Below are 13,083 nucleotides of genomic sequence, written 5' to 3' on the forward strand. Positions count from 1 at the left end.
CGGGTGGTGGCGGTACGGGGTCACACCGCGGCGCGCAGCGTGTCGAGGGCTGACGCCAGCGAGACCTCGGCGGGCACCCGGTCGTGGGCCCGCAGATAGTCCAGGAGCAGGCGGCACAGGCTCGCCTCGTCGAGGAACTCGTCCGGCAGCCGGTGCGCGAGCAGGGCGTGCATCGTCTTCGGCGGGATCTTCGGCCAGGCCAGGTCGGCGTACTCGTCCAACGCCATCAGCAGCCACAGCGCGGTGCGGTTGTCGACCCGCGCGGCGGCGAACTGCTCGGCCATCTCGGCCGACACCACGCCGTCCTCCAGCGGCAGCTCCGCGAGCCGGTCCTCGATGTCGGCGAGCACCCGCCGGACCCGGGGCACGTACCGCTGCGGCAGCCGGTGCAGCCCGTGCCGCAGGATGAGGGCGTGCAGCACCGCGTGGTCGTCGGTCGTGCCGAGCGAGTCGACCAGCTCCGGGAACTCGTCGATCAGGTACGGACACGAGATGATCAGCTCGGGTGGCGCGGTGGGCGAGTCGGGCAGCCGGCTCAGCGCCACCCGGGTCAGTCCGCACACCACCTCGCGGGGCAACTGCGCGCCGTCCTCGGCGAGGCATTCCAGCAGGACCGTGGCGCTCGTGCTGGACACCGCCTCCGGTGACTCGACGGCACGCGCCCACAGCCGCCGGTAGCTGCGCTCGTCGTACAGGATGAGCTGGTGCAGGGACGGCACCGGCCAGCGGCGGGTGGCGAGCGACACCAGGTCGGCGTGGAACCGGCCGGCCTCGAAGCTGTCCGGCTGCTGGCCGCGCCACGTCCGCGCGCCCGCCTGCAACTGGCCGTAGGTGGTGATGTCGCCGAGCAGCCGCGCCTCCTCGGCGGCCACGTTCACCGTCTCCCCCCGGCGTTCGCGCCGCCGCTCGGCGATGATCCGGCCGTCGGCGTCCCGGTTGAGCCAACTGATCATCGCGAGCTGGCCCTTCTCGTCCAGCCCTGCCCGCCACAGCCGGACCGTGGACACCCAGGTCGCCTCGTCCATCAGGTCGGTGTGACGTACGCCGTCGGGTGACACCAGCGCGGCGAGCGCGACCAGGTTCGCGGTGTACGCGGCGAGCAGCCGCACCGGGTCGTACGGCGCGGGCCGGTAGCCGTCCACGCCGGCCAGGTCGGTCCGCTGCCGGGCCTCGGCCAGCAGGCCGGCGATGGTCTCCACGATCGCGTCCCGCTCCTGCGGATGGCGGGAGCTGAGATCCCGCGCGAACTCGACCAGCGCCTCCCGCTTGACCAGCGGCTGGTGGGAGAGCAGCGCCCGGAACTGACCGGTGTCCAGCTGATAGCCGAAGCCGGCCGGGCTGCGGGTGTGCCGGCGCAGCTCGGCCAGGCTCCGCAGCGCCCCGACGACGTACTCGGCGATCAGAAAGTCCCCGATCGTGGTGTGCAGGAACTCGTACGTGCGCCGGGCGTCCTCGCCCTGCACGTCGTCCGGGCCGTACACCACGAAGAACGCGGCGGTGACCAGCTGTTCCGGGCCGAGCACGTCGCCGAGTTCGAACCGGGAGCCGTCACCGCTGCGGGAGCCGAAGCAGTCCAGGTCGAGGCGGAGCGCGGCCCGGTTCACCAGTTCCCGGTTGCGGTTGAACATGGCGAACGCGGTGATCGCCAGGTCGCGCCGGAGCTGGTGCTCGCGGGCCTCCCGCTCGTGGTGCGCGAGCGCGGTCGGCGCCTTCTCGCTGACCTGCCGCCTGATGAACGCGGTGAGCAGCCCGGTGAACAGGTCGGACCGGGAGATGGCGGCGGGACGGCGGTCGGCCCAGTGCTCGTTGTAGTAGATCGCGAGCAGCGTGAGCAGCAGCGGCTGGCGGGCCAGCTCGCCGTGCGACAGCAGTTCCCCGGCGGACAGCCGACGGTAGCCGGGCCGGTCCTCGTTCGCCGCGTTGACGGCGGCCAGCCAGGCGGTCACCTGGGCGTCGGTCAGGTCTTCCAGCCGGACCAGCACGGTGCCCTGCGGCACGCTGGCGCGGTCCATCACCAGGATCCGGGACGTGATGATCGGAATGACCGAGTAGCCCAGGTCCCACTGGGTCTCCTGGAACTCGGCCACCCGGTCGATGTACTGCGAGTGGGCGGTGCCGGTGACCTGGACCAGCTCGTCGAACCCGTCGAAGATCACCACGACTGTGGTGTGCTGGGTGGCCCGGCGCAGGTCCGCCCAGCGGATGCGCTCGTCCATCACCTGCTCGATCGCGGCCTCGATCTGCTCGGTCGGCGACGTGTCCCCAGACATCCGGCGCAGCGGCACCACTATCGCGGTGAAGCGGGTCGCCGGCAGCCGGGCCGCGATCACCCGGGTCAGCAGCGTCTTGCCGGCGCCCGGCTGGCCGAGGAGCAGCAGCGGACGGTGCAGGCTCGCCGGGTCGGTCAGGTAGCGGGAGAGGAACCCGACGAGGTCACCCCGGCGCGGCTGGTCGTCCCACCATGCCTCCCGCTCCGGAGAGGTGTGCTTGCCGTACTCGGCGGCCCGGAAGTCGGGGCTGATGAAGCCGCTGTCCACGTTCGGCAGTCGCAGGTGGAAGTCGACGTCCTTGATCCGCAGCAGCGGCTGCCGGAACACCGCCGAGAGCGAGCCGGTGAGCCGGTCGAGGGATTCACGGAGCAGGTCGGGCCGGTCGGCGGCGACCGGCCCGGACAGCTCGGCGAGGTTGCGGTAGAGCTGCGCCAGCGCGTCGAGCCGGGCCGAGACCTCCGTGGTCAGCGTGCGGTTGTCTCTCAGGTTGTGCTCGATCGCCTCCCGCATCATCCGGAACCCGAACTCGGGGAGGTCCGTGGCGAGCCGGTCGAAGCGGTCCTGGTAGTGCGACATGGAACGGCTCACCACTCGGGAGCCCAGCGACGTGAGGTCGAGCCCGCGCCGCACCGACGGCCACGCGGCCAGGCCCTCGCAGAACGCGATCGTGGCGTCGTAGAGCCTGACGTAGGCGGCCTTGACGTCCCGGCGGGTGTCGTCCATGCCGTACACCGAGGAGGGCAACGGGAAGTAGCCGCCGTCGATCTCCTGCGGAAGCGTGTGGTGCCGCCGCTCGGCCGGCACCATGCCGACCTTTTCCTCGTCGGTCAGTTCCAGCCTGTCGAAACCCGGCCCGACCTCGTCCCGGAAACCGTCGAAGAACGCGGAGAGCGCCAGCACGGTATGGCTGGCCTCCAGCAGCTCGTAATACGATTTCCCGCCGGTCGTCCGGATGCGGCCGGCCTGGTTTCCGGTGGCGTCCCGGACGAGCTGCACGAGTGCGTTCTTCGGGCCGAGCAACGCGAGCGCCGTACCGTGGGAGAGGGCTCCGGCGCTCAGGATCCCCGCGCTGACGACCTTGTCGGTCTCGGTGATGCGCGTGCTGCCCGGGGCCAGCAGTCGTAACGCATCTCGATAGCTGAGGCTCGAACGGCGCGGCATGCCGCCCCTTCCGCTGCTGGCGATCGGATTCTTCAAGGATAGAAACTTCAGTGACGGAAAGCTATCGATTCCTCACCGGGCGGCGGCTTTACGACGACTTTTCCATTCATTCATCTCATTCATCCGGTAAATGCGGCGAAGGCGTCCGACCCCTATGGTCGACGGGTGGACCACACACGGGTACGGCAGGCGTACGGGGCGGTCGCGACGCTCTACATCGAACTGTTCGGCACCACCGGCAAGGTGCACGCGGACGACCTCGCGCTCATCGGCCGGCACCTGACCGTCCGGACCGGTCCGGTGCTCGACCTCGGATGCGGGCCCGGTCACCTCACCGACCATCTCCGTTCGCTCGGCGTCGACGCCACCGGGATCGACATGGTTCCCGAGTTCGTCGCGCACGCGCGGGCGACGCATCCGGACGGCGCGTACCGGCTCGGGTCGCTGGACCACCTCGCCGTGCCCGACCACTCCGTCGCCGGCATCCTCGCCTGGTACTCGCTGATCCACCTCCCGCCACCGGAACTCGACGGCGTGCTGGCGGAGTTCCGCCGCGCGATCGTGCCGGGTGGGCGGCTCGTGGCCGGCATCTTCGTCGGCGACGAGGTGGGCGCCTTCGACCACAAGGTCGCCACCGCGTACCGCTGGCCGGTGGACGAGTTCTCCGCGCGCCTGCGGCGGGCGGGGTTCGCGGAGGTCGAGCGCCTGACGCGCCTCGACGACGAGGCCCACCGTCCGCACGCCGCCGTCGCGGCCGTGGCGTCCGGGGCCTGAGCGCCCACCATCGTCACCAGGCCGCAACCGAACGCGGATCGCGGAGTGGCACGGCGCTGTCACCGTCGGAGCATGGCCACGCGAACGGGTACGAGGACACGCCGGGCCGTCGCGACACCGGCCGCCGCCCTGATCGTGCTGGCCGGGCTGACCGCCTGCACACCGGAGGTGAAGGGCGTCACCGGCCTCACAGTGGACGCCCGTGGCCGGCCGCACGCGGTGCTCGCCTGGTGCGCGGACCGGCCGCCCGACGTCGTGGTGCTCAACTCAGTGACGGAGTCGGCCGGTGCGCCGATGTCGGAGCGACCGTACCGGCCGAGACGGAAGTACGACGTGCCACGCGAGGCGGCCGCGCCCGCCCTCGTACCCCTTGAGGGTTTTCCGCCCGGGCCGGTGGTCGACGCACAGGCGGCGTTCCAGGTCTCCGGCGCCACCCACGACAACAGCTTCCGGACCGAGGGCGTGGACTTCCGGATCGCCGAACTGGCTGAGCTACGGCCGGGGTCGGTCCTGGTGACCGACTTCGACGACAGCGGGGAGGTGGTGCGGACGGTCCCGCTGGACGAGTTCACCGAAATGGGCGAGAAAGCGTGCTGACCGTTGTGTCAGGATCGGCGTTCGGAGTTCGACGGCCGGAAGGACACCATGCCCGCGTACGCCATCGCCCACCTCCAGGACGCCGCCCCGCACCCGGACATCGCCGAGTACATCGAGCGTCTCCCCGGCACCCTCGCTCCGCACGGCGGCCGTTTCCTCGTGCACGCCACGCCGCACGAGGTGAAGGAGGGCGCCTGGCCCGGCGCCGTCGTGATGCTCGGCTTCCCGGGCATCGCGGAGGCGCGGGCCTGGTGGGACTCGCCCGCCTACCAGGAGATCGCGCCGCTGCGCTCGCGGCACATCGAGGGCGACATCATCCTGGTCGAGGGCGTCCCCGACGACTACTCCCCGACCGGCATCGTGCAGGCGATCCGGGCGGCGACGTCCTGAGCCGGCCCGGGCGGCGCCCCCGCGACCTCGGGATCGTCGTCGGGTCGCTGCCCACCGGGCCGCACAACGCGATCACCGACGTCCCCGGCGTCCTGGTCGGTCACACCACCGTCGACGACGGCGCCGACCTGCACACCGGCGTCACCGCGATCGTGCCGAGCGGGCTCGGCCCCGGACGGTGGACGCTGCCCGCCGCGGTGTACACCGGCAACGGCCACGGGAAGCTCGTCGGCTCGACGCAGGTGGACGAGCTCGGCGTACTCGAATCTCCGGTGGTCCTGACCGCCACGCTGTCGGTGTTCCGGGCGGCGGACGCGCTGCTCGGTCACCTGATGGAGCGCCGGCCGGACGGGCTGTCGTTCAACCCGCTGGTCGGTGAGACGAACGACGGGCACCTGTCGGACATCCGCCGCCGCCCCGTCACGGAGGCCCACGTCCTGGCGGCACTCGCCGGGGCGAGCGGCGGACTCCCCGCCGAAGGCTGCGTCGGCGCCGGTACCGGCACCACCGCCCTGGGCTACAAGGCGGGCATCGGCACCTCGTCCCGCACGGTCCGGGCCGCCCGCCACACACGGACGGTCGGCGCGCTTGTCCAGTCCAACTTCGGTGGCGTCCTCACCGCGCTCGGCGTGCCGCTACCCGTCGACGAACTGGTCCCGGCCGCCGACCGGACCGAACCACCGGGCAACTCGTGCATGATCGTGGTGGCGACCGACGTACCAGTGGACGCGCGCCAGCTCCGCCGGCTCGCCCGCCGGGCCGTGTTCGCGATGGCCCGGGTGGGCGCGTCCTTCAGCAACACCAGCGGGGACTACGCGATCGCGTTCACCACGTCGGATCAGCAGCCGATCCCGGACGGCGCGATCGATCCGGTGTTCGCCTGCGTGCTGGACGCGGTCGAGGAGGCGCTGCTCAACTCGCTGTTCACCGCGGTCACCACCACCGGCGTGGGCGGTCGTACCAGTCACGCGGTTCCCCACCGGGCCGCCGTCGAGCGGCTGGCGGCAGCGGGACGGCTCACGGCCCGGCCGTACGCCTGATCCGCGCCCCTCTCGCCGTCGGCCGTTCGGCGAGGCGCCGAGTCCGATCATCCGCCGCATCGATGCCGATGCTCCGGCCGACGCCGACCGTTTCGTCGCTTATTACGCCGGTAAGGTCCGGTCTGTCGGCTCAGCGACACTGCGGGCCGCAGGCGTCGCTCCACACTGCCCGCTGTGACCGAACTCCCTCCCCAGAATCCGCGGCGCGAACAGGCGCCGCTGCCCGACAAGCCCGGCATCCCGCTCTCGGCACCGCCACGGCCGTCGTGGTGGAGCCGCCGGCCGGCTGCGATCAAGGTGTTCCTCGGCCTCGCCTGCAGCGGCGCGTTGCTGGGCATCGGCATGACCGGATGCGCCACTTCCGAGCCGAGCGGATCGCCGGAGAAGGTGGCCCAGGGGGTGCCGACAGTGGCGGCGCCCACCACCACGGCCCCAGCGCCCGAGCTCAGCACCGCGTCGCCCGAGCCGTCGCCGTCACCCACCACGGCCGCGCCGGCCACCGCGAAGCCCGCGTCGAAGCCGAGCCCGCGCAAGACCACGAAGCCCGCCGTCTACTACAAGAACTGCGATGCCGTACGCGCAGCCGGCAAGGCGCCGCTGCTGCGCGGCCAGCCGGGGTACCGGACCGGGCTGGATCGCGACCTCGACGGCGAGGCGTGTGAGCCGAGTGGCGGCAACGGCGAGTCCGGCGGTGGCAGCACGGGCGGTGGCGGCAGTTCGGGTGGCGGCGGCAACGACCCGCGCTTCGGCACCTGCAAGGAGGCGAACGCCAACGGGTACGGGCCGTACCGGCAGGGCAAGGATCCGGAGTACTACTGGTACATCGACCGGGACAACGACGGCATGGTCTGCGAGTGACGTCCGGCACCGGGGCGGACCGGACGGTGCCGCCCCGGTGGTCACTCCAGCTCGTCGTCGAATGCCCTGCGGGCGCGCTCGATCTGCGCCATGTGGGCGTCGGCCCAGTCGAGCAGGACGTCGACCGGTGCACGCAGCGTCTTGCCCAGCGGGGTGATCCGATACTCGACAGCGACCGGGCGCGTCGCCACGACGTGCCGTTCCACGATGCCGTTGCGTTCGAGTCGCCGCAGGGTCGCCGTCAGGGACTTCTGCGTCACCGCCGGGATCGCGCGGCGCAGCTCGTTGAAGCGGCACGGACGCTCGCACAGCTCGTTCAGGACGCTCAGCGACCACTTGTCCAGCACCTGATCGAGCAGTTCGCGGTGCGGTGCGTCGACGCGCAGCTCGGCGGCACCGGCGGCGGCGGTATCGCTCATGAAACCAGGTCTCCTTGAAGTGTCCTCCGTCAACTAGGTATCAATGGTAAACCTCAGTTGCCCAGTGGAGGAGCACCGATGTCCGTCACCCGTCTCAGCCCTGCCGGTCTTCAGCCGAACACGCCGTACCACCACGTGGCAGTCGCCACCGGATCGCGCCACATCCACGTCAGCGGCCAGGTCGCACGACTGGGCGACGGCTCACCCGTCGCCACCGGGGACCTGGCCGGGCAGGTCGCGCAGGTGCTGCGCAACACCGGCCGCGCCCTCGCCGGCGCCGACGCCTCGTTCGAGGACGTGGTCCGGCTGACCTTCTACGTCACCGACTGGACGCCCGAGAAGATCGGGCCGTTCATGGCCGGGATCGAGTCGGTCGCCGAGGAACTCGGACTGCCGCAGCCGCTTCCGCCGGCGTCGCTGATCGGCGTCGATCACCTCTTCGAGCCGGACGTGCTGGTGGAGTTGGAGGCGACAGCGATCGCACACTGAGCAGCTTTCTGCTCGACGTACATCACATCCATCGTCATTCGCGCATCCATGGAACGAGCCCTGCCCTCGGGTAGATCCACCACCACAGGACGTGCGCGGGTGGCCAGTAGGTCACGGCGGCGATGGCGAGATACCAGGGACGCCATCCGTCGAGCAACCCGCGGTAGCCGTGGGCGTCGGCCCAGCCGTGCACGGCCCAACTCCACAGCGCATAGCCGGCAAGGAGAGCGAGGGACCAACCGATCCGTGCGGACTTCCCGAGCCTCCGCCCACGTCGGCGGCCCGGTGCCTCTCGCGCACGCCACGCCACGCGTACATCATGATCCTGCCTTGCAAGGTCACCCGATCCGCGCGGGGCGGTCAGCCGACCTGATGGGAAGTTGAGGCCATGATCCGGCGGAATGACCCGCTCGCCCTGTTGGCGATCGCCATGGGCACGGCGGCCGGCGCCTTCGTCCTCGTGACGCCCTCCCGCGTCCCCCATACCCCACAGACGCTGCTGATGGGTCTCACGCTGCTCGGCACGCTCGTACTGTTCATGTACCTCGCGGGGCCGGCTGCCTTCGTGGCGGTGACCCACACGCACGTCGTCGTGGGTAACCCGCTCGTCAGATACCGCGTCCCCCGGTCACTGGTCGACGGAGTCCGGCTCGACGGGTTCGACATCGAGCTGCGGGTCTCGGGGCACGCGCCCATTCCGATTGCCGCCCTGATCCCGGCCCTGGGCGGCCACAACCGACTGCGTCCCGAGGATTACCAGACGCGCTTGAACAGGCTCGCGGCGCTCTTGAACCACACGCCGGCGACGCTCGTAGCCGGCACGATGGCGCGCCGGTACCGGTATGTGCACCTCGTTCTCTTGGCGGTGGACGTGCTGGCTCTGGTCGGGATGGTGCTCTCCATCAGCACCGACCCCCTGGCGTAGATGTACGGCGCCGGAAGCGTCGGCCCCACCGGCCCACGGTCACGTGGCGTCGTCTGGGAAGCTGGCCCGTCGATCTTCATGGATGATGGGAGCGGGATGTCGCAGGACTGGGAACTGGACGACAGGCAGGCATTGACCTCGGTGGCGGTGGACACCGGAGACAGCGGCTTCATAACCGCATTGGCCGCCGGTACCCGCAACGGTCAGCCGGTGTTCGCCTCCGGCTCCGAGGACGCGACGATCCGGCTGTGGGACGCGGCCACCGGCGGAATCATCGACTCCCTGGACGCCGGCGGCGCGGTCACCTCGGTGGCCTTCGGCGGGCCCGACCGGGACATCGTGGTGGGTGTCACCGACCAAGGGGTGGTGCAGCGCTGGGACGCCAACTCGGGCGCGAAACTGGGCGACCCGCTGCATCACGGCGACCATCCGATGTATGCGGCGGTCACTGTCGACATCGGCGGCCGCTGCCTGCTCGGCGTCAGCGGAGCGGACCAGACGCTGCGAATCTGGGACATCGTGACGGCCGAACCGCTGGCCCAGGTTCCGGTGGGCCAAACCGTCCGATCCCTGTCGATGGCCGCAGCCGGCGAGAGACTCCTGGCGATGGTGCACGGCGACATTGTCGGCGACGCGGATTGCCTGGCGGATTCCATGGCTGCGCTGTGGGACGTATGGGCCGCAGAGCGGGTCAGGCAGCCGCTACAGCTCAGCGACCGCGCCGACGTCGCCGTGCTCGGCGTGCTGAACGGCCGGGCGGTGCTCGTCCAGGGCCTGGACGTCGGCGCCGACGACTTCGACTTCGACCCGGCGGGCATGGACGATCTGCAGTTGCGGGACGCCGTGACCGGCGAACTCCTCCGCGAGTTCGACGATCACGGGAACGGCCGTTGCAGCACGGTGGAGCTGATCACCGCCGCCGGACGGACCTGGGTCGTCTCAGGCCACGAGGGTGGTGTCGTGCTGCTCGACGACGGACTCCGGCCGGTCGGCGACGCCTACGACGGGCACGACGGCGAGGCCGTCGACCTGGTTGCCGGGACGGAGGCGGGCGGTGACCTGGTGATCGCCTCCGTCGGCGACGCGAACAGCGTGCAGATCAGGCGGGCCACGCTCCCGGGCTGAGCCGGCCCGCCCCGGGCCTCCGGCACGGGGTGTGGTGGCAGACGGTGACGACGGCGACATCGCCCCATCGTGAACGCCGCGATGGGGCGATGCCCGAACGTCAAGTCCGCCGCTTTCGACCGAGCCCAGCCCTGAGCCGTTTCCAGTGGCCTGGGCAGGTTACCGGGGTCAGCCCGCGGTGCAGGAACGGATCTGGGGCCTGGCGCTGCTGTTGCCGTTCATCATCGTGGTGAAGCCGAAGGTGTTGCCGCTGCCGTTGGACCGCATCGTCATCACGTAACCGGTGCTGTCCCAACTGGGGGAGCCGTTCCAGGTGGTGGAGACCCGCTGCGGCGGGGTCAGAGCCACGACCACGGTCCAGTTGCCGGCCCCCTGAACCGTCACCGAGGTGTTGTACCGGTCACCCCAGACGTTGGGGGTCGTCGCCGTCGCTGTGCACCCGCCGCCGCTGGGAGGCGGAGTGGTCGGCGGCGGAGTGGTCGGCGTGCCGGTCGGCGCCGGAGTGGTCGGCGGCGGAGTGCCGTCCGGGGCCACCGCTCGGCCGGTGCTCGGTGAGATCATGCCCGGGCAGAGGTTGCGGCTGGTCAGGTTGGCCATGATCTGCGGAATCGCGTCGCGGGTGTTCTGAATGCCGTCGTGCATCAGGATCACCTGGCCGGCCTGGAGGCGGCTGGCGTTGGAGACGATCTGGCTGACGCTGGCGCCGTTCCAGTCCTGGGAGTCGACGTCCCAGATCACCTGGCGCAGGCCGAGCGACGAGGCGACCGACTGGAGGGTCCAGTTGGTCTCCCCGTAGGGCGGGCGGAACAACTGCGGCCGGACGCCGGTCGCCGCCTGGATCGCCGAGTTGGTCTGGGAGAGGTCCGACTGCATCTGACTCTGACTCATCGAGGTCATGTGCGCGTGGTTCCAACTGTGGTTGGCCACCCACATGCCCGCGTCGACCTGGGCCCGCGCGGCGGACTGGTTGCTCTGCACGTTCTGCCCGACGTTGAACATGGTCGCCCGTACGTTGTTCGCGCGCAGCACGGACAACAGGGCGCTGGTGCTGCCGGTCGGCCCGTCGTCGAAGGTGATGCCGACGTACCCGTTGCAGGTGGCGGCGCTGGACGGAGTGGCGGCGACCGCGAGACCGGCGGCACTCAGCGCCACAGTGGAGGCGAGCACTGCCAACCGGACGGTGAGACGCGATGTTCGAGGTGCGGACGGGCGGCGGGAGCCGCGGATGCTGGCGTACATGCGCAGGTCCTCCTTGGGACGGGTGATACCTGACGACGCATGGCGTCAATCGAAAGAGATTGATGTTGCCGGCGCTCGGAGTATTGCAGCGGCGTTTCGAGCACGTCAATGATTTTCCGGAATTTTTCCGGAAGTACGTGCCTGGGTGACGTGCCGGATTCCCTGGACAATGCCCATGAACTGGCCATTCACCGTCTCACCTAACCGGTAGCGCAGCGAACAGCGGCGGCAAGGAACCGCCCTGCACATGCTGCGAGAACCAGAAGGCCACGTGATCCCCAAGTGCATGTCCAGGCCGTCCGGGGGTCGCCTGGTCCGGGTCCTCAAGCACTCGGCAACTCGATCGCCCGTTCCGGGGCTCGGCGGGCTGGTCGCTCCGGTCCTACGTGGTCTGCCCCACCGGTCTGCCCTCACCAGTGGCACGCAGAGACATGTCGTCGCCGTGGCGGCTACGTACGGAGGAGGTGCGTGAGGTCAGCGGCGAAGCGGGTCATCTCCTCCCCCGCTTCGAGCACGAAGACCGCCCTGGCGGACCAGGCTTTGTCCTCCACGTCGAGACCAGGAGCCCGGAGAGTCACGCCCAGCGACACGTAGCCACGTCCGTCGTGCCGGGCATCGATAGCGAGTTCGCGCTCCACGGACGTCCAGGTACGAGTCCCGTTCCAACCACGCCAGTCCGCTGCGAGCCGCTCAACGAACGCCGGCAGCGTCGTCGCCAGGTCGGCATAGCGGCCGTCGATCTTGGCGACCGTCGAAGCGGTCATACCCTCTTCGTGCAACGCAGTCGCGATCGTGAAGACGTAGCCGTCACCGTACGGATCCTGCGGCGGATGGACGACCCATCGCGCGCCGCCGTAGGGCTGCAGAACGAACGGCTCAGTCATGGTGGCTCGCAGTATGCAGGGTCACTGACGCCCTCGCCTCTGTGAGGGGGCCAATGGCTCCCACAACCACACCGAGCCCGCCGAGGACGGATACGAGAAAGCCCTCCGGGTGGCTCCGTCCGTACCCCGTGGTCCGAGTTGTTGCTGTCAACAGCTGCTGTCAGTCATTGCGCCCGGTCCCGGCACCCGCAGCGGTTCATGACGCCGCGGTACGCGTCCACTCGCCCATCGAGCCGCTCCACCAAGAGGTGGTCGCCCTTCGCGCCAGATCGTTTCGCCGGGATGCACGACGACCGGTTGGTCCAGTACGAAGTGGCGCCAGCGATCAATCAGCGTGAGGCGGTCTGCCCGCTCGCGCAACGATGGGCTCTTCCTCCTGGCCGTGCTCATGCTCGACAGCATCGATCAGGCGGCGGACGGGCTGCAACAGCTAGCCGAGAAGTCCTGACCGTAACCGCAGTGACCTACGAATTACGAGATGATCAAGTTGCTGACCACGGTCTACCTGCACCAATGTGGCTGGCCTGCGGAAACCGTCGCGGCATCTCTCGGCGCCAGCCGCCGGGGCTCGACCTCTTGAGGACTGTAGCGGGCGGACGTCGCCGCCACCATCGACGACGCCGAGGCGCGGATCCGGCGGGCGCTGCCCATCGCCACCGCGATCTACCTCGAACTCGACATCGACCGGCAGCCCGCCCGCACCAGCGCCACCTGACCCGGAGGTCCGGGTCGCGGTGCCCGGGTCGCCGACGTCGGCGTAGTGCCGAGGAAAGCGGCGGGGACTGCCGTCCGGGCGGGCTGACGGCGGAGCGCGTCAGTCGGCCTGGGCCGGGGTGTCCGGCGTGGACCTGGGGCGGCGCTTGCGTGGTGCGGCCGAGCGGGGCGGCAGCGCGCGCATGTGGTCGCGTACCC

General features: G+C 70.4%; 12 protein-coding genes. 8 read left to right on the forward strand and 4 right to left on the reverse strand.

Annotation, left to right across the window (positions count from 1 at the left end):
• Positions 1-20: 20 nt before the first annotated feature.
• Positions 21-3,431, reverse strand: coding sequence for an NACHT domain-containing protein (locus SM452_RS29650; RefSeq protein WP_463841158.1), 3,411 nt, complete (start codon positions 3,429-3,431; stop codon positions 21-23).
• A 165-nt stretch (positions 3,432-3,596) separates the two neighbouring features.
• Between SM452_RS29650 and SM452_RS29655 the strand changes: the two genes are divergently transcribed.
• From SM452_RS29655 to SM452_RS29675, 5 genes are all read left to right on the forward strand, one after another.
• Positions 3,597-4,205, forward strand: coding sequence for a class I SAM-dependent DNA methyltransferase (locus SM452_RS29655; protein WP_355508619.1), 609 nt, complete (start codon positions 3,597-3,599; stop codon positions 4,203-4,205).
• Between the two features lie 72 nt (positions 4,206-4,277).
• Positions 4,278-4,802: a hypothetical protein gene (locus tag SM452_RS29660; protein WP_463841159.1), complete on the forward strand. Its 525-nt coding sequence runs from the start codon at positions 4,278-4,280 to the stop codon at positions 4,800-4,802.
• A gap of 48 nt (positions 4,803-4,850) precedes the next feature.
• A complete protein-coding gene (locus tag SM452_RS29665; protein WP_355508615.1) occupies positions 4,851-5,192 on the forward strand; it encodes a DUF1330 domain-containing protein in 342 nt (113 codons plus the stop codon).
• Positions 5,193-5,239: 47 nt separating this feature from the next.
• Positions 5,240-6,232: a P1 family peptidase gene (locus SM452_RS29670; RefSeq protein WP_463841164.1), complete on the forward strand. Its 993-nt coding sequence runs from the start codon at positions 5,240-5,242 to the stop codon at positions 6,230-6,232.
• A gap of 174 nt (positions 6,233-6,406) precedes the next feature.
• Positions 6,407-7,090 carry an excalibur calcium-binding domain-containing protein gene (locus SM452_RS29675; protein ID WP_463841160.1) on the forward strand — a complete coding sequence of 228 codons (684 nt, stop codon included), beginning with the start codon at positions 6,407-6,409 and terminating at the stop codon, positions 7,088-7,090.
• A 41-nt stretch (positions 7,091-7,131) separates the two neighbouring features.
• On the opposite strand, the gene SM452_RS29680 is transcribed toward SM452_RS29675, so the two are convergent.
• Complete coding sequence (locus tag SM452_RS29680; RefSeq protein WP_194800406.1) at positions 7,132-7,509, reverse strand: winged helix-turn-helix transcriptional regulator; 378 nt, start codon at positions 7,507-7,509, stop codon at positions 7,132-7,134.
• Positions 7,510-7,587: 78 nt separating this feature from the next.
• On the opposite strand from SM452_RS29680, the gene SM452_RS29685 reads away from it, so the two are divergent.
• The 3 genes from SM452_RS29685 (at position 7,588) to SM452_RS29695 (ending at position 10,048) form a co-directional block, all read left to right on the forward strand.
• Positions 7,588-7,998 carry a RidA family protein gene (locus SM452_RS29685; protein WP_194800405.1) on the forward strand — a complete coding sequence of 137 codons (411 nt, stop codon included), beginning with the start codon at positions 7,588-7,590 and terminating at the stop codon, positions 7,996-7,998.
• 388 nt (positions 7,999-8,386) lie between these two features.
• Positions 8,387-8,923, forward strand: a complete 537-nt coding sequence (locus tag SM452_RS29690) for a hypothetical protein (RefSeq protein WP_463841161.1) — start codon at positions 8,387-8,389, stop codon at positions 8,921-8,923.
• Positions 8,924-10,048, forward strand: coding sequence for a WD40 repeat domain-containing protein (locus tag SM452_RS29695; RefSeq protein WP_463841162.1), 1,125 nt, complete (start codon positions 8,924-8,926; stop codon positions 10,046-10,048).
• Between the two features lie 168 nt (positions 10,049-10,216).
• Here SM452_RS29695 and SM452_RS29700 read toward each other — a convergent pair whose 3' ends face one another.
• Complete coding sequence (locus SM452_RS29700) at positions 10,217-11,287, reverse strand: polysaccharide deacetylase family protein (RefSeq protein ID WP_463841163.1); 1,071 nt, start codon at positions 11,285-11,287, stop codon at positions 10,217-10,219.
• 449 nt (positions 11,288-11,736) lie between these two features.
• Positions 11,737-12,171 (reverse strand): DUF6228 family protein, encoded by a 435-nt coding sequence (locus SM452_RS29705; protein ID WP_194800401.1) that lies wholly within the window; start codon positions 12,169-12,171, stop codon positions 11,737-11,739.
• Positions 12,172-13,083 lie beyond the last annotated feature (912 nt).

Source organism: Micromonospora sp. SYSU B005, from assembly GCF_055362685.1.